This is a genomic window from Roseofilum halophilum BLCC-M91, assembly GCF_030068445.1.
Lineage (GTDB): Bacteria > Cyanobacteriota > Cyanobacteriia > Cyanobacteriales > Desertifilaceae > Roseofilum > Roseofilum halophilum.
Window position 1 is genome coordinate 31,260 of the sequence record NZ_JAQPOK010000150.1, and the last position, 23,743, is coordinate 55,002.

The window sequence follows — 23,743 nt, forward strand, 5'->3', positions numbered from 1 at the left end:
GTAAACACCCTATCCCCCCAATTGGGGAACTCCCCGATCGCGTAGGGCTTGAATGATTTTCAGATTAGCTTTAGGAAAGGGAAATTGATCTAATTCTTCTAAGGTCACCCAACGAATTTCTTGACATTCTATGGCTTGAGGTGTACCCGAACAGTAACGACAATTATAGACATTTAAAGTTACTCGAAAATGGGTATAGGCATGGTCAATGGTAATCAGATGATCCCCCACTTCTATATCTATGGCCAGTTCTTCTTGAATTTCCCGTTTAATACACTCTGGTAGGGTTTCCCCCGGTTCGAGTTTGCCACCAGGGAATTCCCACAAACCGCCGAGTAATCCTTTATCTAAGCGACGGTCGATGAGCAGTTGTCCTTGATGATTCCAGATGACGGCAACACCGATGGTTTTGTGGGGCCGAACAGGGGGAGTTTCACGCATGGGCCAATAGGTAGGGGTTCGAGTTTGATAGGCGAGACAATGGGACATCCAGGGACAGCGATCGCACTTTGGCGCTCTCGGAGTACAAATTGTTGCTCCTAAGTCCATCAGCGCTTGATTAAAGTCTCTGGGATTCTCCCGATCCACCATAGCATCCGATAATTGCCAAAGCTGTTTCTGAGCTTTCCCTGGGGGCTTCGGTAGGGTTGTGAGTCTAGCGAAGATGCGTTTCACATTGCCATCTAATATAGAAATGGGTTGATTAAAGGCAGCGCTGAGAATGCCCCCAGCCGTGGTGCGGCCAATACCCGGTAAGCTTAAGACTTGTTCTAACTGTTGAGGAAAAATGCCCTGATGCTCTGCCATCACTTGCTGGGCTGCTCGATGGAGATTTCGCGCCCGGCTATAATAACCCAATCCTTCCCAGAGTTTTAGCACCTGTTGGAGGTCAGCTTGGGCTAAGGTTTCTAGGGTCGGAAAAGCTTGCAACCAGCGATCGTAATAGGATAAAACCGTCTTCACTTGGGTTTGCTGGAGCATAATCTCGGAAATCCAAATCCGGTAAGGGTCTTGCTCTTTTCGCCAAGGTAAGACCCGACCCGCATCATCATACCAGTGCAGTAGAGCCGCTCTCAGGGACTCCAGAACAGCAGGCTCAGGAAGCGTCCAAGGCGTTTGTGGGGATGGAGAAATTGAAGACACCTGAAGCTGCTGAAAACTTGACTTGAGTGAACCTTACCAGAAAAATTGGCTCTAGAGCAACGCCCTTCCGGTGTGGCCGGCCATAATCGTTTACAATAGGATAGGACGTATCATCAGAATTTTGGGTCTGAAACTCCGTGCAAGATGTGACCAGACTTGGGGAGTCTACAAGGGAATAATCTTTTGACAAGAGGATTTTCAGTCCGAATCGCACGGAACTCCTTTCTATGGCACGATCCCCAATAGCAGTTTTTTGGGGTGATTTTATTGCGTTTACCCTGAATAGATTGGAAATAACCCGAATCAAACAAGCTTGGTGAACAGTCCCTCAAACTCTTCAAACCGTTTACAACGCAACCTGAGCCGTTATTCTACGGCAGGGGTTTTTTGCGTCAGTTTAGTGGTGGCATTGGTCAGTGTCATTCCCCTCTACAACAAGCTGAAAACCGCTCAGGAGAAAGACCTCCAGGCTAAACTGAGTAACCGAACCTTAGCGGCTGAACAGGTGCGGCAAGGCAAGATTCAGGTTGCCGAACAGGTCACGAGCCGTACCTTTGCCCGACGGATACTTTCTGACTACGTTCGGGGCGAGGCAAGCTTGACTGAGTTGCAGGAACTGAGTTTGTTCGATCTAGAAGATGCGATCGATCAAAGCAAGTCATTGGTGGGGGTTAGTCGCTTCGATCGCACCAACCAACTTCTGGTTCATGTCGGCGTTGACTCTCCTCTGGGCCTCTCAGACATTCTCCAAGGGGAAACGGATGAGTCCATCACAGTTGGCCCGCTCACGATTGATAATCACCCCCATCTCTTGGTGAGTAGCCCCATTTTTTCTGAGCAGCAAGAGCGGATTGGCCGGGATATTGCTGTGTTTAGGATGCTCAACATGGAGAGGCTCGTTGCGGAATCTAGCGGACTGGGGGAGACGGGCGAGATGCTCTTGGCCCAAGAGAAGGGGGACACCTTAGCGTTGTTCTTTCCCTTGCGAAACGGTTCGCAGGTGCTGCCAGAACCCTTGGTTTCTGTACTCAAAGATGCGATCGCCCAAGATACAACGGGAATTGAACATTACGACGGTCAGGTCATTGCCTTTGGGACCTTGCCGAATACGGACTGGGCCATTGCAGTGCAGATGGAGCGCCAGGAACTGTATGGTGCGGTGAACCGAGATTTGATTTTTGTCGGTCTGGCAGTCTTTGGGGTCAGCACGATCGCCACATTTGGTTTGGTTTTCGTGTTGCGTCCTCTGATTGGACGGGTTACGGATGCTGATGAGTTAGAGAAAGAGGTGCTTGCCAAAACAACAGCATTTGAAGAACTCAAGCAAACTCAAATCCATTTAGTGCAAGCCGAAAAAATGTCGAGCCTGGGTCAATTAGTGGCAGGCATTGCCCATGAGATCAATAACCCAGTGGGGTTCCTAAAAGGGAATATTCAACCCGCCCAAAACTATATAAAGGATCTACTCGGACTGATTGATTTGTATCAAGAAAAAATGCCTAACCCTGATACAGATATTGAAGATGAGATTGAAGAGATTGATTTAGAATTTGTGCGGAAAGATTTACCCAAGATTATCAACTCAATGAATGTAGGAGTAGACCGCATTCGCAATATCAGTGATGGTTTGCGTATCTTCTCTCGTCAGGATCGAGACCATAAGACAGCATTTAATATCCATGAAGGCATTGATAGCACACTACTAATCCTTACGCATCGAACCAAGGGCAATGAAAAGCGGCCAGCAGTTGAAGTTGTCAAGAACTATGGTGAGCTACCGGAAGTGCAATGTTTTCCAGGTCAGTTAAATCAGGTGTTTATGAACATCTTGGCCAATGCCATTGATGCCTTTGAGGAGGCGAATCAAGGCAAAACCTTCGAGGAGATTAAAGCTAATCCTAATATGATTACGATTACCACTTCAGTGGTTGATAAACAGGTGCAAATTCAGATCCAAGACAATGCCTGTGGAATGAAACTGGAAACGATCGAACGAATGTTTGAGCAGGGGTTTACCACCAAAGAAGTTGGCAAAGGAACCGGTTTGGGGATGGCGAAAAGCCTTACGGCATAGCTTCGCTTACCGCGCATCAAATCATCACGGAGAAGCATGGTGGCTCGATCGAATGCAGTTCAGAGCAAGGCATAGGAACAATCTTCGCGATCGCATTACCCATTGTCTAGACATCACCATCCTCAGCACAACAGCAGAGAATCCTCGTAAAACCACGATCGCTCTTCATCCGTAAGATATAGCGCTTTCTGCTTCGCAGACATGAAACGCGCGGCACAGTTGTGCCGCGCCAATGGCTATATCCCGTCGTTGTCAACCTAGAAACCCGGTTGCCTTTCACCGACGACTTCTTGGGGGCCGACAATCGACAGGCAGCCAGAGGTAAGATAGGTTTGGGAAATGTCCTGGGCTTGCTCAATACTCACCTGTGCAATGGCTTCTTGGAAGTGGCTATCAAATTCAATGCCTAACCCAATAGTTTCATACCATCCCAGAATGTGGGCAATCTGAGAGTTAGTTTGTTTACCTAACGCATACTGTCCCAGGAGTTTATTTTTATTAGTCGTCAATTCTTCCAGGGTTAGGGACATTTGACTCAGACGCTCGACTTCTTCTTGTAGGGAATGAATTGCAATGTCTGTATTGCTGGGAGCTGTTCCCATATATACCACAAACTGGGACAAATCTTGACGAGTGGGATAAAAGGCAGAAACATCATAGGCTAATCCCCGTTTTTCCCGCAATTCCACAAACAAGCGGCTCGATAAGCCATTACCTAAGTAAGTATTGAGCAATTTCAACACGGGATAATCTGGACTCTTGACCGGCGCTCCAGGATAGCCGACCATGACAATGGATTGTTGGGTTTCCTGGGGTTGAATGATAGGAGATAGCCCAAATCGGCGATCGAGATTGAACTGGGGAAAAGGCGCTTGAGGAATCGGCTTTTCTGGCGCTTGCCAATCCCCTAAGATATCCTCCACTAAGGACACAGCCTCAGATACCGTAATCCGTCCGCAGATGCTAATCACCAAGTTATCAGGACGAAAATAGGCTTGATGAAAGGCTTGTAGGTCGTTTTGGGTAATGGTTTCTACTGTTTCTAGGGTTCCGAGGGGCGATTTTCCGTAGGGATGATCCCCATACATGGCTTCGCGCAAGCCTTTGAAGGCTAAAGAAAAGGGCTGTTCTTGGGATTGGCGAATGCTTTGTAGAACCAGGCGTTTTTCTAATTGTATTTGCTCTAGGGGAAAAGTGGGCGATCGCATCAACTCAGCCACTAACTTAAACAAAGGCACAAAATCCCCAGAGACAGTTTTCAGACTCATGAGAAAATAATCGGCTGCTGCATCTGCACCACAACTTGCCCCAACTGACTCAATTTGCTCGGCAATGTCTGACCATGAAAAGTTCGGTGTTCCTTTGGTGAGCAAGGAAGAGACCAAGTTAGCGATACCTGCTTTTTCTGGAGGATCGCAACTACACCCAGAGCGCAAAAACCAACGACTTGAAACAATATCAGTGATGGGGTTTTCCACCACTAACAGCACAATACCATTGGTCAGTTGTAAGCGATGGGTCTGATTCGATTGGAGTGAGCAGAGAAGACTAGCCGTCATGATGGTCATAGCGCTTCGCGCTGGTAATCGGTAAGGTGTAAGCAGCGTGGTCAAGGGCGATCGCACTCCTTCCAAATATGATACAACACAACGATCGCGCTCAGGCTAAAGCCCAACGAAGCATCTAAGATAAACCCCACCAAATTGGGAAGCACCAATTCAGAAATCAAAAGTACAATCTTTTGTTGTCGTTTTTGAGAACTCATAATCATCAATTTCCTACGCTCATACTCCCGTTTTACTCCTCTATTTTTTATAAGAGAATGCTCAGAAAATACAGAAAAATAAATCGCCCAAACTCCCCCCCAACCCCCGTAGGGTGCGTTAGCGAAGCGTAACGCACCGCCTCTCATAATCCGCTTAAAATCAACAAGAATAAGCCAAAATATAGAGAAATAAAACAAAATAAAACTCGCCAAAACCCTCTTTTCAAATGCCAACTTAACCTGCTATAGTAGAAAAATAAGTACAGCATGGTAGGGCAAAACCATGGTCAATTCCCAACCGCAGACCTTGCAAGAACAATTTCTCTTGTACACGAAGCAACAACTTTTCACCCATAACCGCAATAGTGAAGCCCAGAAACTTTGCTTCTGGCATCGCTGGCATCCCGATAATGTGAACAAGGAACATCCAACCATTGCTTGTCAGATTAAAGATGACTTAAACGGTGGTTTTGAGCTGGCTAACATCAACGTTACTATTGGGGAAGTGATCAAGAAAATCAAGAAGACGCTTGGCGAACAAATGAAACTTGATGGGGTTAACCTTGAAGAGTTGCAGCCCAAGAAAGCTGGTGCGCCGGATGTTTCGCCCTGGCAAATTTGTTATCATTGGCTATGGGATAAAGCCTTTCCTCGGTGGATGTTTGGGAAGTTGCAGAAACACGAAAAAGTGGTCTTAAACAACGGATGGTTAGAGTGTATGCCACTTAACGCAGACGACATCCGGCGACCCCGTGGCGCACCCCAAGAACCCCCAACAGAATTAATCGCCGATTGGGGATATCAACTCCAATTACAAGTACCCTTTCCCAGGTATTTACTATTATTAAATCAGTCAACCGATGGGACTTACTCCCTTTGTCCCTCCTTGGGTGTTTGCAAAGAGTATGAGGTATCGCAGGCAGTCGAAACCATGCCCAAAAATGCTAAGTGGCCGGGTATTTACTTTGATTCTGGAGAGGCAGAATTTTTGGCGATTGTTTTGCGCGACGGTTGGCCGTTTTCGGATTTTCCAGAGGACGAAATACCGGAATTAACGGGAGCGCAAATGGTCGAGGTGTGGGAGACATTGCAAAGGGTGGAATGGCAAGGATTTTATCGCCGCTATACGGTGGTGGATATGCCCTCTCCCTAAATCCCTCTCCCACGGGAGAGGGACTTTTCTCCCCTTCTCCCTTCGACTTCGCTCAGGACAGCGCCTGCGGGAGAAGCGCCGTCCTGAGCGTAGCCGAAGGAGGGTTGGGGGATGAGGGGCAAATGCCAGGGGTAGGGGCGGGTTATACCCAAATCTAGGATACCTATCGATAACTTTGCTGAACCCGCCCCCCCCAACTGTTGGGCTAAATTGGATCAATTAACAATGAGCAAATTATCGTAGGGTGGGCAGGAGGATAAGCAAAATGATTCAAATCCTACAAGCATACCCTGCCAACCTTTGACTAAATTGGATAAAGTATTTTCAACCAGGAGGTAAGACCATTGGTTAGTTCAATTAATATCGATTCTCTGATTACAACCGATCCTAAACTGCGTTCTGGGCGGCCGATTATTGCGGGGACTGGAACCTCGGTGCGTCGCGTGGCGGCTCTGTACAATCAAGGATATGGCGCGGAGGAAATTGGGCGACGATTGGATCATTTGACGTTGACTCAAGTGTATGCGGCTCTGACTTATTATCATGCTAATCGGGAAGCGATGGATGGGGATTTGCAGGCAGAACAAGATGCCTATACTCAGTTGGCCCAACAGCACTATCAACAGAGAAAAGTATGAGTGTGATTCGTCTTTATCTGGATGAGGATAGTATGGATTCGGCCTTGAGGGAAGGGTTACAGCGTTTTTCGATGTTATGAGGTACAGTAATCCAAATGTTCCTTGAGAGTGTTGTCCCATGAAAAGCCTGAAGAATGGGCACGCATAGCGTAAAAAATGGTTTTCCCATTACCCATTACCCATTACCCATTACCCATTACCCATTACCCATTACCCATAACAGCGCGAAGCTCTGTAACTCATTTAGGTTTGCTATATAAAGACAAAAAGGAGAGGGGTATACTAGATCGAAGTTCAAGGCAACCCCTACAAGGTTAGCTCACCACAGGGGTTTTAGCCGGGTGACCACATAGCGATCGGGGTGTAAATATTTTCCAGCCACACGCTGAATTTCTTCAGGAGTCAAAGCTTGAATGCGATAGGGATAACTCACGGCTTGCCTAGCTTCGGCTACGGTATTGTAATACCCATACAATCCGGCCAATTGACTGGGAGTTTCCGTAGAGAAGGCATAATCATTACACAGTTGACGCTGGCACGATCGCAGTTCACTCTCCAAAATGGGGGTCGTGCGTAGGGTCTCCAGGCGATTTTGAATGACTGATTCTACATCGTCGAGATATTTCGGCTCTAGCCAAGCGGTAATCGTAAACAGGCTAGAATCCTGTTGCAGAGAAAAACTACTGCTAATCCCATAAACTAAACCCTGTTCTTCTTGTAATTCTCTCACGAGACGGGAGGTGCGTCCACTGGCCAAGAGTACAGAAATTAAGTCTAAAGCATAAGCATCGCTGAGGCGATCGACTCCGGGCCCTAACCAGGCCATCATTAACCGAGCTTCTTCTAAACGAGGATACTTTAATTCCTTTCTGCGAATGGTTTCTAGAGGAAAAATAGGGGGTGTTTTGGAGGGGAGTTGGTGGGGTAATGATGCTCCCCATCGCTGCTGATGTTGACCATTTTCTCTCCCGTTCCTTTCCCTCGGTGGATCTTCAAAATGGACAAAACTTTGACTGACTAAATCAATGGCCTGAGTTTCACTAATATCTCCTACTAACACCACGGTCATATTCTCCGGTTGATAACAGTGGTGATGAAATGCCTGCATTTGTTCTGGTGTATGGGTTAGGACTTGCCTTTGTGTCCCTAGTACGGAGCGACCATAGGGATGATCGGGATATAAATGTTCCAACAAGGAGGAAAACCCTAACCAGTCTGGATCGTCTTGAGTTTGTCTTATTTCTGACATCACTACTTCTCGCTCTTGCAGAAATTCCTCTTTCGGAATCGCCGGATAGAGTAAAATTTGGGCTAAATAGGGCAGGGTATCCGCCAGGTGAGGAACCGCCGTATTGATGTAGAAATGGGCATAATCATAGCTGGTAGCCGCGTTACTGACTCCACCCCGATTTTCAATCACGCGATCGAATATTCCCGGCCCGATCTGATCGGTTCCTTTGAACACCATATGTTCTAGAAAATGGGCCAATCCTGGCAGTTCTTCCGGTTCATGCATTGCCCCGGCTCTCACCCACACATCCGCAGCCACTGCCGGAGTGGCTGACATTTGTTGATGGATTAGAGTTAAGCCACTGTCGAGTTTTAGGGTACGAGCTGGAAAATGGGGGAAAGATAATAATTTTGCCAAGGGTTTGACAGTTTATATTATTTGCTGGCGGAATTGTATCGATTTTTATTCTGTTTTTTTGTAGCTCAGAATACAAAATTTGAGATTCTGGGGATTTTTCAGCCGATCACCCTTCGTAGGCACAACAGCGAGCAAGATGCCATTTTCCAGTATTTGTAAACACTATAGAGCGCAGCGCTATATGACGTTAAGGTTGGGTTTCACTTCCCTCTACCCAACCTACTTTTGCGACAAAACCTGCACGAATTCTTGATGCTCTTCTGTTGCTATTCCTGTTTGCAATACCTGCAAAACCCGCCCTAAATTACCACTCAACAGCGCCTCAACATCTAACCACAACCCCGGATAGACTTCACTGCGAATGATCCCCTCCTCATCAGCTTCCAATTTCTCAAATTGACCCGCTCTCAGGCGAAACCAATCGATCGCCCGATCCTCAACCCGCCATACCAAATATTCTTGCACCTGATGGCGACAATACACCTGCAACTTATCTTGCATATCCAGAGAAACAGTCGAAGCAGAAATTTCTACCACTAACTCCGGCGCTCCCACCACATATCCCTCCTCATTGACGATAGACTGTCCTTCCCGCTCAACCCGGAGGAGGATATCGGGTTGGGGTTCGTTGTTGCTATCGAGAACCACTGTTGCATTATCGCCTCCTTGACACCCTGGAGTCATAGACGCATAAGCTCCCAACCAAGCGATCGCGTTAAAGTGAGGTTTACCATGTTGGTTAATGCGTAACGGTGATGCCATATAAACCACTCCTTCGATTAATTCCGCTTTCTTCAACTCCGGCATGTTAGAATAGCGGCGCTCAAATTCTGGGCGCGAAAGATGGTCTCCATTTTCTAATCGCGGAATATTGGGCGATCGAGTGATCATTGTATTCGTAACCATAGTTATCTCTCCTTAGTTTTTGATGCTGAGGATTCATTAATTTGAATTTTAACGAAAAGCCAAAGAGGAATAAATAAAAAAAATATCGGCACAGCCTATATCCTTTCAGGCTGCACCGATTAACCCATTCATTGCCAGGGCATAGGGCTAATTCAACGCTTCTGCTCCACCAACCACTTCTAGCAGTTCTTGAGTAATGGCAGCTTGCCGAGCCTTGTTGTAAGACAGGGTAAGTGTGTTAATCATTTCACTGGCGTTATCCGAAGCACTACTCATTGCTGTCATCCGAGCAGCCAATTCACTGGCGGCAGATTCTTGCAGGGCCCGTAGGAATTGGTTTTTAATGAAGAGGGGTAACAGAGCCTCCAGGATTTGGGCGGGATCTTGTTCAAAGATCATATCTCTGGGGAAACCACCTTCTTCTGGAGAGGCTACTTTTTCCCTGGAAACATTAAAGCTACCATTGGCTGTAGTTAAACGGAATACTTCATCGTCAACCACTTCTAACCCTTGGGGCGTTAAGGGGAGTAGGGTTTGAATAACAGGTCTGGAGCTAATCAAGGAGACGAATTTGGTATAAATCAGCTCTATCCGGTCTACTTTACCGGAGAGGAACCATCCGAGAATGTTATCTACAATTTCGTCTGCTTCTTCGGCGCTCGGTATTTGGGCTAGTTCTGTACGGGTGGTGGCAATGGGGACTTCCCGACGCTGGAAGTATTGAACGGATTTACGGCCTAAGAGGGCATATTCGTAGTTGAGGCCGTCTTGTTCGAGTTCTTTGGCTCGAATTTCGGCGCGACGGATGACGTTACTATTGTATGCGCCACAGAGGCCGCGATCGCCGGAAAAGACAATTAACCCAACGGTTTTGACTTCCCGATTTTTGAGCAGTTCGAGGTCAACATCTTCAAACTGAAGGCGACTTTGCAGACGATACAGCACTTGAGCTAAACGGTCTGCAAAGGGACGGGTGGCTAAGACTTGTTCTTGGGCGCGACGCACTTTTGCTGCGGCCACCAAACGCATGGCTTCCGTAATTTTGCGAGTATTTTTAACGGATTTGATGCGATCGCGGATCGCTTTAAGATTTGCCATAGGAAAAACGAGGAGATAGGGGACAGGGAAGAGTCAAATAGTGGATAGGGATGAACTATCCACTATCAATGCTGAGTTGAAGACCCTGGACTGAGCGCAGTCGAAGTCTAGGCAGAGACTAAGAAGGTTTGCTTATATTCAGCGATCGCTTCTTTTAACAAGCCTTCTGCTTCATCGGTGAGTTTCTTCTCACTCTGAATCACTTCGCCAAACTTGGGTTTGCTGGATTTCAGATAATCCCGCAGTCCTTGGGCAAAAGTGGCAATTTTTTCCACCGGAATATCATCAAGATATCCATTCAATCCCGCATACACACTGGCCACCTGTTCGGGAACACTCAAAGGAGAGTTTTGGGGTTGTTTGAGTAACTCTTGCAAGCGTTGTCCCCGTGCCAATTGGTCTTGGGTCGCCTTATCCAAGTCAGACGCAAACTGGGCAAAGGCTCGCAGGTCATCATACTGAGCCAATTCCAGTTTCAGTTTCCCGGCTACTTTTTTCATGGCTTTGGTTTGAGCCGCCGATCCCACACGGGATACAGAGATACCCGCGTTAATGGCTGGACGCAAGCCAGAGTTAAATAGGTCAGCAGAGAGGAAGATCTGACCATCCGTAATCGAAATTACGTTGGTAGGAATGTAAGCAGAAACGTCCCCAGCTTGGGTTTCGATAATCGGTAGAGCCGTCATACTACCGCCTCCTAGCTCATCATTGAGTTTAGCGGCACGCTCTAGCAGACGGGAGTGGAGATAGAATACATCTCCAGGATAGGCTTCACGACCGGGAGGACGACGGAGCAGTAGGGACATTTGCCGGTAGGCTTGGGCTTGCTTACTCAAGTCATCGTAGATAACTAGAGTATGTTTGCCTTTGTACATGAAGTATTCCGCCATACTTGCCCCGGTGTAGGGAGCAATATATTGGAGGGTGGCGGGGTCACTGGCGTTAGCGGCAACCACGATGGTGTAGTCCATGGCTCCCTTTTCTTCTAGGGTGGCTACGACTTGAGCTACCGTAGAAGCTTTTTGACCGATCGCCACATAGACGCAAACTACGTCCTCTGACTTCTGGTTAATAATCGTATCAATAGCAACGGTGGTTTTTCCCGTTTGGCGATCGCCAATAATCAGCTCCCGTTGCCCCCGACCGACAGGAATCATGGCATCAATCGCCGTAATCCCCGTTTGCAGGGGTTCGCAAACCGACTGACGGGCAATAATTCCCGGAGCCGGAGATTCAATCAAGCGGCTTTCGCTGGTCTTGATCTCACCTTTACCATCGATGGCCTCACCCAAGGGATTAACCACCCGGCCAATCATCGCGTCACCGACGGGGACTTGGGCAATCCGACCAGTAGCCCGAACCGAGCTACCTTCTTGGATATTGGTTCCATCTCCCATCAATACGGCTCCCACATTGTCCTCTTCTAAGTTCAGGACAATGCCCACCGTTCCGTCTTCAAATTCTACAAGTTCTGCGGCCATGGCGTTGTCTAAGCCATAAATCCGCGCAATACCATCACCGACTTGCAGAACCGTACCGACTTCAGAGACTTTTACATCTTGGTCGTACTGTTCAATTTGTTGTTGGATAATACTGCTAATTTCGTCTGGTCTGATAGCTACCATATGCGTTTATTTTTGGATGTAACAGGTGTGCTTAGGGGTCAACAGTTGTCAGATTTTGGCCAGTCCCCAGGGGGGAGACCCAAGGTTTACCAGCCCTAGGCTAGGGCTAGACCAATACGCCGCAGTTGGCCGCGCAGACTGGCATCAATGACTTGAGATCCCACTTGGATGATCACGCCACCAATCAGGTCTGGATCGATGCGAGCTTGCAGTTCCACATCTCTAGCGTTGGTCATTGCTTTTGTCCGTTCGGCGATCGCCCGGCCTTCCTCTTCCGTTAGTTCTACGGCTGAGGTGACCTGGGCCAAAACCGTTTGATTCAATTCCCGTAATCGGGTCAGATAGGATTGGCAAACCCCATCTAAAAATTGGATGCGTCCCCGATCCACCAGTAGGAATAGGAACCGTTGAACATAAGAGTCCATTTGATCTTGAGTAATTTGTCTGAGAACCCCTTTTTTCGCCTCTGGGTTAATCAGGGGATGACTCAGCAGTGAGCGCAGTTGCTCGCTACTCTCCCACATTTCTAGGATTATGCGGGCATCATCGCCAAACTTCTCCGTCAGGTCATTGCTTTGGGCGATGGACATTAGAGCTTCGGCGTAGGGTTCTACAATCGAACCGACAATTGAACTGTTTTTCATCCGTTTCCTCCTACCCTAGCAATGCACCGCCCGATCAGTTGATGCTGAAGATCCTCGTTTAATTCATCTCTGATTTGGGATTCAACCCGTTGCATCGCTAAGGCAACAACCCGTTTCTTCAGTTCAGCAATCACTCGACTCTGTTCAGCTTCTAGATCTTGAGCGGCTGTGTCTTTTAGTCTTTGGATGTCTTCATCCGATTTGGCCAAGATGGCTGCTTTAGCCTCTGCCGCTCGCTCCACCGCCTGTTGACGGATTTTTTCAGCTTGAGCTTGAGCCTGAGCGAGATTTTGTTCTTGTTCTTTGAGTGCCGATGCCGCTTTTTGTTGTCGCTCTTCGGCATCTTTAATGGCGTTTTCGATTTCTTCGCGCCGAGCGGCTAGGGTTTTTCCCACCGCAGAGCGACCAAAGTACACCAGCACTCCGATGATAATAACGAGGTTAACGAGGTTCGTCTCAAGTACATCAAAATTGAGTCCGAACCCATGTTCTGTTGCTTCTGTTGCCAGCAACCAAAAATTACCCATGCTATGAAAGTCCATTTGAGCGCAGTTTTTCTACAGGTTTTCCTCGCTTCTGACCCAGGGTTGGGCCACACACGAAGTCCGAAACGTTCAGTTGGGTATCGAAGGGGCCAGAGAAGCTCCAGACAAGGAGGGGATCAACTGGCTTGCAGGAGTTTATCTAGGATTTGGCGACTCAGTTGGTCTACCTGTCCTTCTAGGACTCCTAGGGTTTCCTGTTTTTGTTGATCGATTTCTTGTTGGGCTTGCTCCCGTTTGGCTTGCGCTTCTCGCTGGGCCTGAGCCATGTTCTGAGCTGCAATTTTATCGGCTTCAGCTTGAGCTTCGGCAATTACCGCTTGCGATTGTTTGCGAGCGCCTGCGAGTTCTTCTTCGTACTGTTGGGCGAGTCGTTCGGCTTTGGCTAAACGTTCGCGTGCTTCGGTTAAATTGGAACGGATATAGTTGCTCCGTTCGTCTATGGCATTACCCAGAGGCTTATAAAAAATCTGATTCAGTAGGGCGGCTAAGATCAGGAATTGGATGGCCATTACCAGTAACGTACCATCTAGGTCAAAGAGACCTCCCCCTTCCTCCGCCGCAGCTTCTACTGCTAGAAGTATTGTCCAATCGATCATTGGCGATCGTCCCCAGTTTTTTAACGATTTGTTCTGGTTTTATAGTTTTCCTGGTCAAGAGAACAGGGTTTCCCTAGAGGTTCTAGGGAGTTGGCCCTCATCTGTAACGGAACTGACAATCTAGACGATTGAGTTCAGTTAGATTAGGGTAGAGATAGAAAACTTTCCTATCTCTACTGTTCGTTAGCCCAATGGCTTACGAGAAGGGGTTAGCAAATAAGAGTACGAGGGAAACGACCAGACCGTAGATGGTTAGCGCTTCCATGAATGCCAAACTCAGCAGGAGAGTGCCTCGGATTTTTCCTTCAGCTTCGGGTTGACGGGCAATCCCTTCTACGGCTTGACCGGCAGCGTTTCCTTGTCCAATTCCAGGGCCGATCGCCGCTAAACCAACAGCCAGGGCAGCAGCAATAACGGAAGCAGCAGCAACTAATGAATCCATGATGGGTTCAATCTCCTTTTTAAATTGAGTACACTTGATAGGATTTTTTGTTTCGGCTTGAGACCGAAGATCTTCAGAAAGAGAGCTTTTCTCTAGGTTGGGATGGGTATCAGCCTTATCCCTTGACGGCTAACTATGTTCTTCTTCGCCATGATGGGGATCTTCTAGAGCTTCCCCAATGTAGGTGGCGGCCAAGGTCGCAAAGATCAGGGCTTGAATGGCACTTAAGAATACTCCCAATGCCATTACGGGCAAGGGAATAAACAAAGGAACCAGTAAAACTAATACCCCAACCACCAATTCATCAGCCAGAATGTTACCAAATAGACGGAAGCTCAGGGAAAGAGGCTTAGTAAAGTCTTCAATTACCTTGAAGGGGAGCATGAAGGGTACTGGCTCAACGTAGTGAGCGAAGTATCCTAAGCCCAGTTTTTTGATTCCGGCGTAAAAATACGCTAGGGAGGTCAAAAGGGCTAGGGCGACCGTGGTATTGATATCGCTGGTTGGTGCGGCTAGTTCACCTGCTGGCAAATGGATAATTTTCCAGGGAACTAAGGCCCCTGACCAATTTGACACAAAGATGAACAAAAATAAAGTACCGACGAAGGGAACCCAGGGTCGATATTCTTTTTCACCCATGGCATTTTTGGCCAGGTCTCGAATAAATTCCAAAGCGTACTCCATGAAGTTTTGCATTCCGCTGGGGACTCTTTGGACGTTTCGAGTGGCGGCGACCGAGGCAATCACAAGCAGTCCAATCACAAACCAGGAGGTGATTATGACTTGCCCATGAACTTTGAGATTACCGATTTCCCAATAGAGATGCTTACCGACTTCAAGCTCGGCGAACGGGAGGCTATGATAAGCGTCCAGGAAGTTAAGCATATCCATTATTAAAGAGGGTTCAGAGTTAGGAGTCCGATCGAAGTGGCTTCGACCTATACTCGAACGGTGAGGTTAAGTATGGGTCGCTCATCAAGGTCTGGCCGCTAAGACCAAAGGTTATGATGAGGGGGGCTTGCCTTTTTACGAGATTCCACCTGAATTCCATGGGGCGATCGCTCGCCAATTATGGAGTTAAGGTTGTTCTAAGAACATAAGCGATGATCGCAGCTTTATAGGTTAAAAACCCCAAAAAGATAGGCACGATTTCTAGCTGTTTCCATTGGAAGGCGACAATCATCACGCCAATGAATACGGCTAAACCGGTGTTACCGAGTCTTTGTTTTTCTCGTCCGATTCCTTCTACGTTTTTGGCCAACAGTCTGAGGTAAACTACCCCGGCACACGAGCCGATCAAATAGCTGAGGGCGGTTGTGAGGCTATAGAAAAACCAGACTGATAGGAAGGCAATTCCTGTCATACCCAAAGCCCAGAGGTACAACTCTTTTTGGAGTTGGTAATACTCATCCATTGCGCCAGCCGAAGCGGGCTGGAGAGGAGCTTGGGGCAGGTTTTCTGCTGTTGGCGTTGGCGTTTTTGGAGATTCGTCGGAGGTGTTCACTTCGACTGGTTAACCCTAAATTGTTGGTGTGCGTTTTCTCATCACCGGATTAGGTAAAAAGGTAACATTCCTTTGCAGGAAACAAGGATTCTGTGGGGGTTGCTCTCTTTAGGAGCGCCACAGAGGATTGAGCCAAACTTTCTTTCAGGTGACCCTGAGAGGTCTGTTCGTAGACTCCCTGGCAATCATATCACGGACAGGGGTCAGTTTCTGAAGAAAGTGTTAATGTTTTGAGGCAATTAGGGAATGGGGAATTAGGGAATGGGGAATTAGCGATCGCCCTCTTTGGTGGTAGGGGTAAGAAGGAGCAAGTTTTGTCTCAGAAGCGATCGCATTTCCTCTAGTCCCTGTTGGGTTTGCGCCAGGATCTCGCCAACGGTTTGTTGTCCATCACACCCTTGCAGCAATTGAAATTCTTCTTCCGATAGGCTAACCGGTTGATAGTCCGGGTTCAGAATGCTTTGGGACGGCCAACCATGGAGACAGGGATTGGGTTCGGGGATGGCTGCGGCTAGGAGCCGATCCTCAGACCAGTCGCAGTAATCCAGGGGAGGACGAGCGAGGAAGAATTCGTAGTGAGTCAGTTCTGGGTCGAGCAGTTCAATCAAGCGATAGCGCTGGCGATCGCTCAGATTTTCGACCCGTTCCATCAGTTCGGGAGCTTGGCCGAGGAGACGTTCAATCGTCCAATACTGGGGATTAGAAAAGCCGACAAAGGCTAATCCGGAAGCCTCGATCAACTCAAACAGGGTATCAATGGTGTAATCAATTTCCTGGGGATGAACGTACATATCCGCAAAGCATTCATCCCGGTGATTTTCCAGGGCCCAGCGCCGTTTGTCTTCGCGCACGATGCGATTATCTTCGGGCAACACGGAAAAAAGTTTACGGCCGATTTTTACTCCATCTTGATAATCTCCCCGATGTTCTCCTTGGAGCAGGGAGATCGCCTGTTGCATGAGCTGAATTTCAAAGCGTCCCAATTGGGCATAGACAAAAATATGCAATAGTCCCCCTGGAGCTAACTTACAAGCCAGGGATTGAATACCGCGAATCGGATCGGGAAGGTGGTGTAATACGCCCACACAGTTAATCAGTTCAAACTGTCCAGGAATTTGTCCCACATCATACAAACTGAGGTGATGAAATTCTACTCGGTCGGCCCCCGATCGCTGACAACGCTCCTGAGCCACTGAGATCGCTCCAGCACTCAAATCCATGCCCACCACAGAAGCTTGGGGATTCAGATGAACTAAGTATTCAGTGCCTACCCCAGTTCCACATCCGGCATCGAGAATCCGGATATCTTGACGAGGGGGCTTACGTCCCGTGCAGAACTGGTAAGCCGCCAACCAATTCCAGCGCCAGTTGTATCCCGGAGGGGGTTCATCAAGCAAAGGTTCTGGAGGAAAGGGGTAGGTATCGTAAAGTTTGGCTACAGCGTGACTAATAGCTTGAGCTTCGGACATAAGTGGGGGAGAGGGTGATTTCTGCCAGATCTGATTATCCAATATTTGGGCCGCAGGAATAACTTAGGGCTGAGGTCAAGCCATTGGCTCAGAGAGATTTAATGTTGGGTACTACAGCGCCGTTTCGGGAAGTTTAAGGGTTCCTGGATGGGTTAGCCCTGGCTAATAACGTAACAAAACTTATCTTTTTTCTCAGTCAGGGGACTGCGATCGCCTATGATGTAGAATCGTTACGCTTTTTAATAAACAAGGGGAGTCAAGCCAGACTACCCTTAAGATCAAACATCAATAGCTATCAGGGATCAGTCCTCTGGACTGGTCGATAGCCACAAGCCGTTTAACGCAATTGCTGTAAACATCCAAAGGGAGCTAAGAAGAGCGCATGACTATCAAGGCAAGTGGTGGAAGCTCCGTTGCTCGTCCGCAACTGTATCAAACGGTTGCTGTTTCAACGATTTCTGTTGCTGAACAGCAAGACCGTTTTTTAGGGCGGACTGAACTCGGTGAGCTTTCAAGCTATTTCGAGTCAGGTCTCAAACGGTTGGCGATCGCCGAAATCCTCACTAAAAATTCTGAACTGATTGTTTCACGGGCAGCCAATCGGATCTTCACCGGTGGTTCTCCCATGGCTTTCCTAGAAAAGCCCAAAGACCCAGAACCCGCCCTCGTAGGAGCCGGAAAAAGCAGGAACGTAGGTACAGAAACCTTTGTAGAAGATAATCGCAGTGGCGGACTCTTCTCAGGATTTGGGGCTTTATTCAATACCCCCAGCACCGGCCCAGTACCGGCTGGATTTCGTCCCATTAACGTTTCCCGTTATGGGCCGTCTAACATGACCAAATCCCTACGGGATTTAAGTTGGTTCCTGCGTTATATTACTTATGCGATCGTGGCGGGAGACCCCAATATTCTCTCCGTCAACGTCCGGGGACTCAGAGAAATTATTGAAGGCGCTTGTTCTACGGCGGCTACCATCGTAGCCCTACAGGAAATGAAGGCCAGTGCTTTAGGGTATGTCAAAAACAACCCAGAATCGAGCGAAATTGTCGGACAATATTTTGACGTAGTGATCGCTGAATTCAAAGCCTCCACACCGTCAAATAAAATCCGTCAACGGCCAAGCCTGGATCAACAGGGACTGGAACTGCCCCAAATTTACTTCAACGCTTCTGAGCGTCGGCAAAAATTTGTCATGAAGCCCGGACTCTCCACTTCAGAAAAACAGGACGTGGTGAAAGCGGCCTATCGGCAAGTCTTTGAACGAGATATTACTCGGGCCTATTCTCAATCGGTTTCTTATCTAGAATCTCAGGTGAAAAATGGCGATATCTCCATGAAGGAGTTTGTACGCCGTTTATGTCTGAGTCCTCTGTATCGCCAACAGTTCTACGAACCGTTTGTCAATAGTCGGGTAGTAGAACTGGCTTTCCGCCATATTCTCGGTCGAGGTCTCTCGAGTCGGGAAGAATTCCAGAAATATTTCTCCATTGTTTCCGATGGCGGACTACCAGCATTAGTGGGCGCTCTCGTCGATTCCCAAGAATACGCGGATTACTTCGGAGAAGAAACAGTTCCTTACTTGCGCGGTTTAGGGCAAGAAGCCCAAGAGTGCCGCAACTGGGGGCCCCAACAAGAGCTGTTTAACTACAGCGCACCGTTCCGCAAAGTGCCCCAATTTATTACCACGTTTGCGGCCTATAACCGTCCTCTACCCGATCGCCATGTATATGGTTCGGGTAACGATCCCCTGGAAATTCAGTTTGGGGCGATTTTCCCCAAAGAAACCCGCAATCCGAGTGCGAGTCCTGCGCCCTTTGGTAAGGATACGCGCCGTTTGTTAATTCATCGGGGAGCGGGGATTGATAGCCAGGTTTCGGCTCCAAAATCACGGGGTAAAGCTCCGGGGACTTTAGGGCCGAAGGTCTTTAAGTTAGATCAAATACCGGGGACAGTGGGTAAAAAAGCGGGAACTAATGTGAAGTTCTCGGAAACGTCCACTCAAGCAGTGATTCGCGCCTGCTATTTACAGGTCTTTGGCCGGGATGTGTATGACGGTCAACGGCTGAAGGTGATGGAAATCCGCCTGGAAAATGGAGATATTACAGTTCGGGAATTTATCAAAGCCCTGGCTAAATCAGATGTGTTCCGCAATCTGTACTGGAGTTCTCTATATGTAGTCAAGGCGATTGAGTATATCCACCGGCGGTTGTTGGGTCGTCCGACTTATGGCCGTCAGGAAATGAATCAGTATTTCGATCTGTGTTCTAAGAAGGGTTTTTATGCCCTGGTGGATGCGATTATTGATTCCGTTGAGTATGGGGAGGCTTTCGGAGAAGATACGGTTCCCTATGAACGGTATTTGACTCCGGGTGGATTATCCTTACGCACCATGCGCGTGGGTAGTCTGCGGGAAGATATGGGTCAACAGGTTAAACCTGAAAAAGCTCCACGCTTTGTTGAACTCGGCGCAGTTACGGAATCACGCGGTGACATTGAGGTGCAAGTGCGGATCAATCAAGGGGTTCGCAAGCAACGGGAGCAGCGCAAGGTCTTTAAGTTAACGACTTTGGTCAATAAACCGGCTGTCAATGCTTTGATTGGTGCAGCTTATCGCCAAATCTTTGAGCGGGATATCGCGCCATTTATCGTCAGGAATGAATTCTCTGGTTTAGAGAGTCGTTTGACCAATGGTGAGATTACGGTCAAGGAGTTTATTGAAGGTTTAGGCTGTTCGGATCTGTATATTAAGGAGTTCTATACGCCTTTCCCGAATACGAAGGTGATTGAGCTAGGAACGAAACATTTCTTGGGTCGTGCGCCGTTAGATCAGGCGGAGATTCGTAAGTATAACCAGGTGTTGTCTACTGAGGGCATTCGTGCCTTTATTGGAGCGATGGTTAATAGTATGGAATATCTACAGGCCTTTGGTGAAGATGTGGTTCCCTATTGCCGTTATAACACCCTACCGGCAGCTAACTTCCCGAATACAGAGAAGCTGTATAACCAGTTGACGAAGCAGAGCAAGGAAATTGTGGTTCCTAGCTTTGAGCCAGTCTAAAGGTTATATCCGTTAAAATTTGAGAGCGATCGCCGCTAGTCGGCGAGAGTAGAGTCCATTAGGGGAGGTGCAAACTGCCATCCCTAATGGATTTTGTTGTGCATTGGAAAATCATTGGAAAAAATGTGAACAGTTGTAACGAGCCGGAAAAGTGCAAATAAATGGTCTTAAATACTTATGCTGACAGGCTTAGAGAAGCGCTCAAAATGAGGAAAAATGTAAAAAAATGTTAAGAAGTGATTTAGGATGTGAACTCCATGCCTGACAATGAGTTCGGACGGATATAAAACCAATGAAAAATATTCAGAGGTTAAGTATCCGGCGATCGCTGAGTCAAACCCTATGTTTTTAAGCTAATCCCCTTGAGCTATGCCAAGGTTCCTTAAAACGGCAAACGGCAAATTCATTAACTCAACGAAGTTGCTACGGCGCTAGACTCAGACCCTTTGGCGCAAGCCATCTCTATAAAACCAAATTGGTGACATTTTCTATTCTGGAGGACTCCACAACATGAGTATCGTCACGAAATCCATCGTGAATGCTGATGCTGAAGCTCGTTATCTCAGCCCAGGTGAACTGGATCGGATCAAAGCTTTTGTAACATCTGGTGAGCAACGTTTACGGATTGCCCAAATCCTCACCGACTCTCGCGAGCGCATTGTTAAGGAAGCAGGCGATCAACTCTTCCAAAAACGCCCTGATGTGGTTGCTCCTGGTGGAAATGCCTATGGCGATGAAATGACCGCAACCTGTCTACGGGACATGGACTATTACCTGCGTCTGATTACTTATGGAATCGTGGCCGGTGATGTAACCCCCATCGAAGAAATCGGTTTGGTTGGTGCAAAAGAGATGTACAAATCTCTGGGCACTTCCCTGGATGCAGTGGCCGAAAGTGTTAGTTGCATGAAAGCTGTAGCCACTTCCCTGATGTCAGGTGAAGATGCGGCTGAAGCCGGTTCTTACTTCGATTATGTCAAAGGTGGTCTTTCCTAGACTGACCTAAGTTTTAGCCAAGGCTCAAGGTTTGAGCATTAACTACAACTGACCATTTTTAAGTAACTTCATCAAGAACACAACCATGCAAGACGCAATTACTGCTGTTATCAATTCTTCTGACGTTCAAGGTAAGTACCTTGATTCTGCTGCTCTGGACAAGCTCAAAGGCTACTTCGGAACCGGCGCTCTGCGGGTTCGTGCAGCTACAGCCATTAGCGCCAATGCTTCTACCATTGTGAAAGAAGCAGTGGCTAAAGCTCTGCTGTACTCCGATGTCACCCGTCCTGGTGGAAATATGTACACCACCCGTCGCTACGCTGCTTGTATCCGTGATTTGGATTACTACCTGCGTTATGCGACCTATGCGATGTTGGCTGGAGATCCTTCCATCTTAGATGAGCGGGTTCTCAACGGCTTAAAAGAAACCTATAACTCTCTGGGTGTTCCCATCGGTTCCACCGTTCAAGCAATCCAAGCGATGAAAGCAGTAACTGCTAGCTTGGTGGGCGAAGCGGCTGGTAAAGAAATGGGTGTGTACTTCGATTACATCTCCTCTGGCTTAAGCTAGACTAAGTGCTTCAACTGAAGGTAGTGCTTTATAAACGCCCTTCAGAAGTAGAGTCTGGGAAGTCTAGGGTAAGTCCTAGACCGTTACAAGCCTAATCGCGAGAAAGGGTTTGTTTCGGGGGTTGAACTGTCAGATGATAGAGCAATAACCGATCGCAATGGTCTAGAATTGGCTCTTGACTCCCAGACTGGGGAGGGTAAAGTAAAAAAGTTTTGATAGCATTTTTTCTGAATTTTTGGATCGCAATAGGAGAAATTAGCCCATGCGGATGTTTAAGGTAACAGCTTGTGTGCCGAGTTTAAGCAGAATTCGGACGCAACGAGAACTCCAAAATACTTACTTCACGAAGTTAGTGCCCTATGATAATTGGTTTCGTGAGCAACAGCGAATTATGAAAATGGGTGGCAAAATCGTTAAGGTGGAGTTGGCCACTGGTAAGGTGGGAACCAACGCTGGTTTACTCTAATGTATATCGATTGCGCTCTGGATGCGGGTTGGCCCCACTGATAGAGCGATTCAAAGAGTTTTCTAACAGAGCAAGAGTAAGGGTTTAAGCTTTACTTTTGCTTTGTTTTTTGTTAGAGTCCATAGAGAATTCAGTAAATTATCATACTCATTGAAGCTTCAACAGTTAATCCCTTGGATCGATCCCTCTGTCAAGGAATGGGCCATGGAGGCGCGACTATTGCGATGGTTAACCTTCCTGTGGTTATCAGTTGGGCTGGTGATTTTGTTTTCGGCCTCCTATCCTTTGGCTAATTCCCATGGGGATGGGCTTTATTATGTGAAGCGACAAATGGCTTGGGCGTTCTTGGGCTGTGTGGGATTTAATGTGATGGTGCATACGCCGTTAAAATCCCTGATGAGAGTATCCCAATGGGTTCTGCTGTTATTGCTGGGGTTGATTGGTGTGACGGTGATTCCGGGATTAGGGACAACGATTAATGGTGCGACTCGTTGGTTGTCTTTAGGGGGGTTGCCGTTACAACCGTCGGAGTTAATTAAGCCGTTTTTGGTGTTGCAAGGGGCCCAAGTGTTTGGATGGTGGCCGTCTTTAAGACCGATAATTCGCTGGCGATGGTTGGCAATTTTTGGGGCGGTGTTGGTGGGGATTTTGCTGCAACCGAATCTGAGTACGGCGACGTTTTGCGGGATGACGCTGTTTGCGATCGCCGTGGCTTCGGGTTTGCCCTATCGCTTGTTGTTAACCACGGGGGGAGTGGGATTGGGTTTAGGGATGTTGAGCTTAAGTATCAATGAGTATCAACGGCGGCGGATTATGACGTTTTTAGACCCTTGGGCCGATCCCGTTAACGATGGCTATCAATTGATCCAAAGTTTATTGGCGATCGGCTCAGGGGGCTTTTGGGGCACAGGTTTGGGACTCTCGCAACAAAAATGGTTCCATTTACCGATTCACTACACGGATTTTATTTTTGCGGTTTATGCGGAAGAGTTTGGCTTTGTTGGCAGTCTGCTGTTGTTATTGATGTTGGGGGTATATGCCACCTTGGGGTTAATGGTGGCGCTGAAATCGACGGATAAGCTGCATCGTTTAATTGCGATCGGGGCTACTTTTTTGTTGGTGGGGCAATCGTTGATTAATATTGGGGTGGCCACTGGAGCGCTGCCAACGACGGGTTTACCCTTCCCTATGTTTAGCTATGGGGGCAATTCAATGATTGCTAGTTTGTTGTCTGCGGGCTTGTTGGTGCGAGTGGCTAGGGAGAGTCGTCAAGCGGCGGTGGTTTCTCTGGAGGAGCGCCGGAGTCGGGTTTCCAACTCTGGGTAGGGGTTATATCAATTAATTGGATTCAAGAAGTGGGCAAGATGCCCGCACTCCTCGAATTCTTTGATCTGACTGGAGT

The 23,743-nt window shown here is 47.8% G+C and carries 21 protein-coding genes and 1 pseudogene; 8 read left to right on the top strand and 14 right to left on the bottom strand.

What is annotated here, in order from left to right; translation table 11 throughout:
• Positions 1–9: 9 nt before the first annotated feature.
• Complete coding sequence (mutY, locus tag PJF56_RS19445; RefSeq protein WP_347179591.1) at positions 10–1,134, bottom strand: A/G-specific adenine glycosylase; 1,125 nt, start codon at positions 1,132–1,134, stop codon at positions 10–12.
• A 325-nt stretch (positions 1,135–1,459) separates the two neighbouring features.
• Here mutY and PJF56_RS19450 point away from each other — a divergent pair, with 325 nt between their 5' ends.
• A complete protein-coding gene (locus tag PJF56_RS19450; protein ID WP_283764371.1) occupies positions 1,460–3,217 on the top strand; it encodes a sensor histidine kinase in 1,758 nt (585 codons plus the stop codon).
• 257 nt (positions 3,218–3,474) lie between these two features.
• On the opposite strand, the gene PJF56_RS19455 is transcribed toward PJF56_RS19450, so the two are convergent.
• On the bottom strand, positions 3,475–4,776 hold the full coding sequence (locus PJF56_RS19455; RefSeq protein ID WP_283764372.1) for a M16 family metallopeptidase: 1,302 nt from the start codon (positions 4,774–4,776) through the stop codon (positions 3,475–3,477).
• Positions 4,777–4,826: 50 nt separating this feature from the next.
• A complete protein-coding gene (locus PJF56_RS19460; protein ID WP_283764373.1) occupies positions 4,827–4,982 on the bottom strand; it encodes a hypothetical protein in 156 nt (51 codons plus the stop codon).
• A gap of 283 nt (positions 4,983–5,265) precedes the next feature.
• Between PJF56_RS19460 and PJF56_RS19465 the strand changes: the two genes are divergently transcribed.
• Both PJF56_RS19465 and PJF56_RS19470 read left to right on the top strand, forming a co-directional pair.
• A complete protein-coding gene (locus PJF56_RS19465; RefSeq protein ID WP_283764374.1) occupies positions 5,266–6,135 on the top strand; it encodes a hypothetical protein in 870 nt (289 codons plus the stop codon).
• A gap of 344 nt (positions 6,136–6,479) precedes the next feature.
• The gene (locus tag PJF56_RS19470) at positions 6,480–6,773 is read left to right on the top strand and encodes a DUF433 domain-containing protein (protein ID WP_283764375.1); all 294 of its coding nucleotides are present in this window, start codon (positions 6,480–6,482) and stop codon (positions 6,771–6,773) included.
• A 319-nt stretch (positions 6,774–7,092) separates the two neighbouring features.
• Here PJF56_RS19470 and PJF56_RS19475 read toward each other — a convergent pair whose 3' ends face one another.
• From PJF56_RS19475 to PJF56_RS19525, 11 genes are all read right to left on the bottom strand, one after another.
• Complete coding sequence (locus PJF56_RS19475) at positions 7,093–8,421, bottom strand: M16 family metallopeptidase (protein WP_283764376.1); 1,329 nt, start codon at positions 8,419–8,421, stop codon at positions 7,093–7,095.
• Between the two features lie 219 nt (positions 8,422–8,640).
• A complete protein-coding gene (locus PJF56_RS19480; RefSeq protein WP_283764377.1) occupies positions 8,641–9,327 on the bottom strand; it encodes a Uma2 family endonuclease in 687 nt (228 codons plus the stop codon).
• A gap of 147 nt (positions 9,328–9,474) precedes the next feature.
• Entirely contained in the window at positions 9,475–10,425 is a 951-nt protein-coding gene (locus PJF56_RS19485; protein WP_283764378.1) for a F0F1 ATP synthase subunit gamma, read from the bottom strand.
• Between the two features lie 107 nt (positions 10,426–10,532).
• The gene (gene atpA, locus PJF56_RS19490) at positions 10,533–12,050 is read right to left on the bottom strand and encodes a F0F1 ATP synthase subunit alpha (RefSeq protein WP_283764379.1); all 1,518 of its coding nucleotides are present in this window, start codon (positions 12,048–12,050) and stop codon (positions 10,533–10,535) included.
• A gap of 95 nt (positions 12,051–12,145) precedes the next feature.
• Positions 12,146–12,694, bottom strand: coding sequence for an ATP synthase F1 subunit delta (gene atpH, locus PJF56_RS19495; protein ID WP_283764380.1), 549 nt, complete (start codon positions 12,692–12,694; stop codon positions 12,146–12,148).
• The gene (locus PJF56_RS19500; protein WP_283764381.1) at positions 12,691–13,221 is read right to left on the bottom strand and encodes a F0F1 ATP synthase subunit B; all 531 of its coding nucleotides are present in this window, start codon (positions 13,219–13,221) and stop codon (positions 12,691–12,693) included. The genes atpH and PJF56_RS19500 overlap by 4 nt, the downstream gene beginning before the upstream one ends.
• 134 nt (positions 13,222–13,355) lie before the next feature.
• Positions 13,356–13,835 carry a F0F1 ATP synthase subunit B' gene (locus tag PJF56_RS19505; protein ID WP_283764382.1) on the bottom strand — a complete coding sequence of 160 codons (480 nt, stop codon included), beginning with the start codon at positions 13,833–13,835 and terminating at the stop codon, positions 13,356–13,358.
• Between the two features lie 196 nt (positions 13,836–14,031).
• Entirely contained in the window at positions 14,032–14,277 is a 246-nt protein-coding gene (gene atpE / locus PJF56_RS19510) for an ATP synthase F0 subunit C (protein ID WP_283755739.1), read from the bottom strand.
• A 129-nt stretch (positions 14,278–14,406) separates the two neighbouring features.
• Positions 14,407–15,162, bottom strand: coding sequence for a F0F1 ATP synthase subunit A (gene atpB, locus PJF56_RS19515; RefSeq protein WP_283764383.1), 756 nt, complete (start codon positions 15,160–15,162; stop codon positions 14,407–14,409).
• A gap of 184 nt (positions 15,163–15,346) precedes the next feature.
• Complete coding sequence (locus tag PJF56_RS19520) at positions 15,347–15,781, bottom strand: ATP synthase subunit I (RefSeq protein ID WP_283764384.1); 435 nt, start codon at positions 15,779–15,781, stop codon at positions 15,347–15,349.
• 269 nt (positions 15,782–16,050) lie between these two features.
• Positions 16,051–17,250 carry a class I SAM-dependent methyltransferase gene (locus PJF56_RS19525; protein ID WP_283764385.1) on the bottom strand — a complete coding sequence of 400 codons (1,200 nt, stop codon included), beginning with the start codon at positions 17,248–17,250 and terminating at the stop codon, positions 16,051–16,053.
• Positions 17,251–17,632: 382 nt separating this feature from the next.
• Here PJF56_RS19525 and PJF56_RS19530 point away from each other — a divergent pair.
• The 5 genes and pseudogenes from PJF56_RS19530 to PJF56_RS19550 form a co-directional block, all read left to right on the top strand.
• Positions 17,633–20,305: pseudogene (locus PJF56_RS19530) on the top strand (phycobilisome rod-core linker polypeptide); the annotation flags it as partial.
• Positions 20,306–20,818: 513 nt separating this feature from the next.
• Positions 20,819–21,304, top strand: coding sequence for an allophycocyanin subunit alpha (gene apcA, locus PJF56_RS19535; RefSeq protein WP_283764387.1), 486 nt, complete (start codon positions 20,819–20,821; stop codon positions 21,302–21,304).
• An 85-nt stretch (positions 21,305–21,389) separates the two neighbouring features.
• On the top strand, positions 21,390–21,875 hold the full coding sequence (gene apcB / locus PJF56_RS19540; RefSeq protein WP_283764388.1) for an allophycocyanin subunit beta: 486 nt from the start codon (positions 21,390–21,392) through the stop codon (positions 21,873–21,875).
• 262 nt (positions 21,876–22,137) lie between these two features.
• Positions 22,138–22,341, top strand: a complete 204-nt coding sequence (locus PJF56_RS19545) for a phycobilisome linker polypeptide (RefSeq protein ID WP_283764389.1) — start codon at positions 22,138–22,140, stop codon at positions 22,339–22,341.
• A gap of 150 nt (positions 22,342–22,491) precedes the next feature.
• Complete coding sequence (locus PJF56_RS19550; protein ID WP_283764390.1) at positions 22,492–23,667, top strand: FtsW/RodA/SpoVE family cell cycle protein; 1,176 nt, start codon at positions 22,492–22,494, stop codon at positions 23,665–23,667.
• Positions 23,668–23,743: the final 76 nt, after the last annotated feature.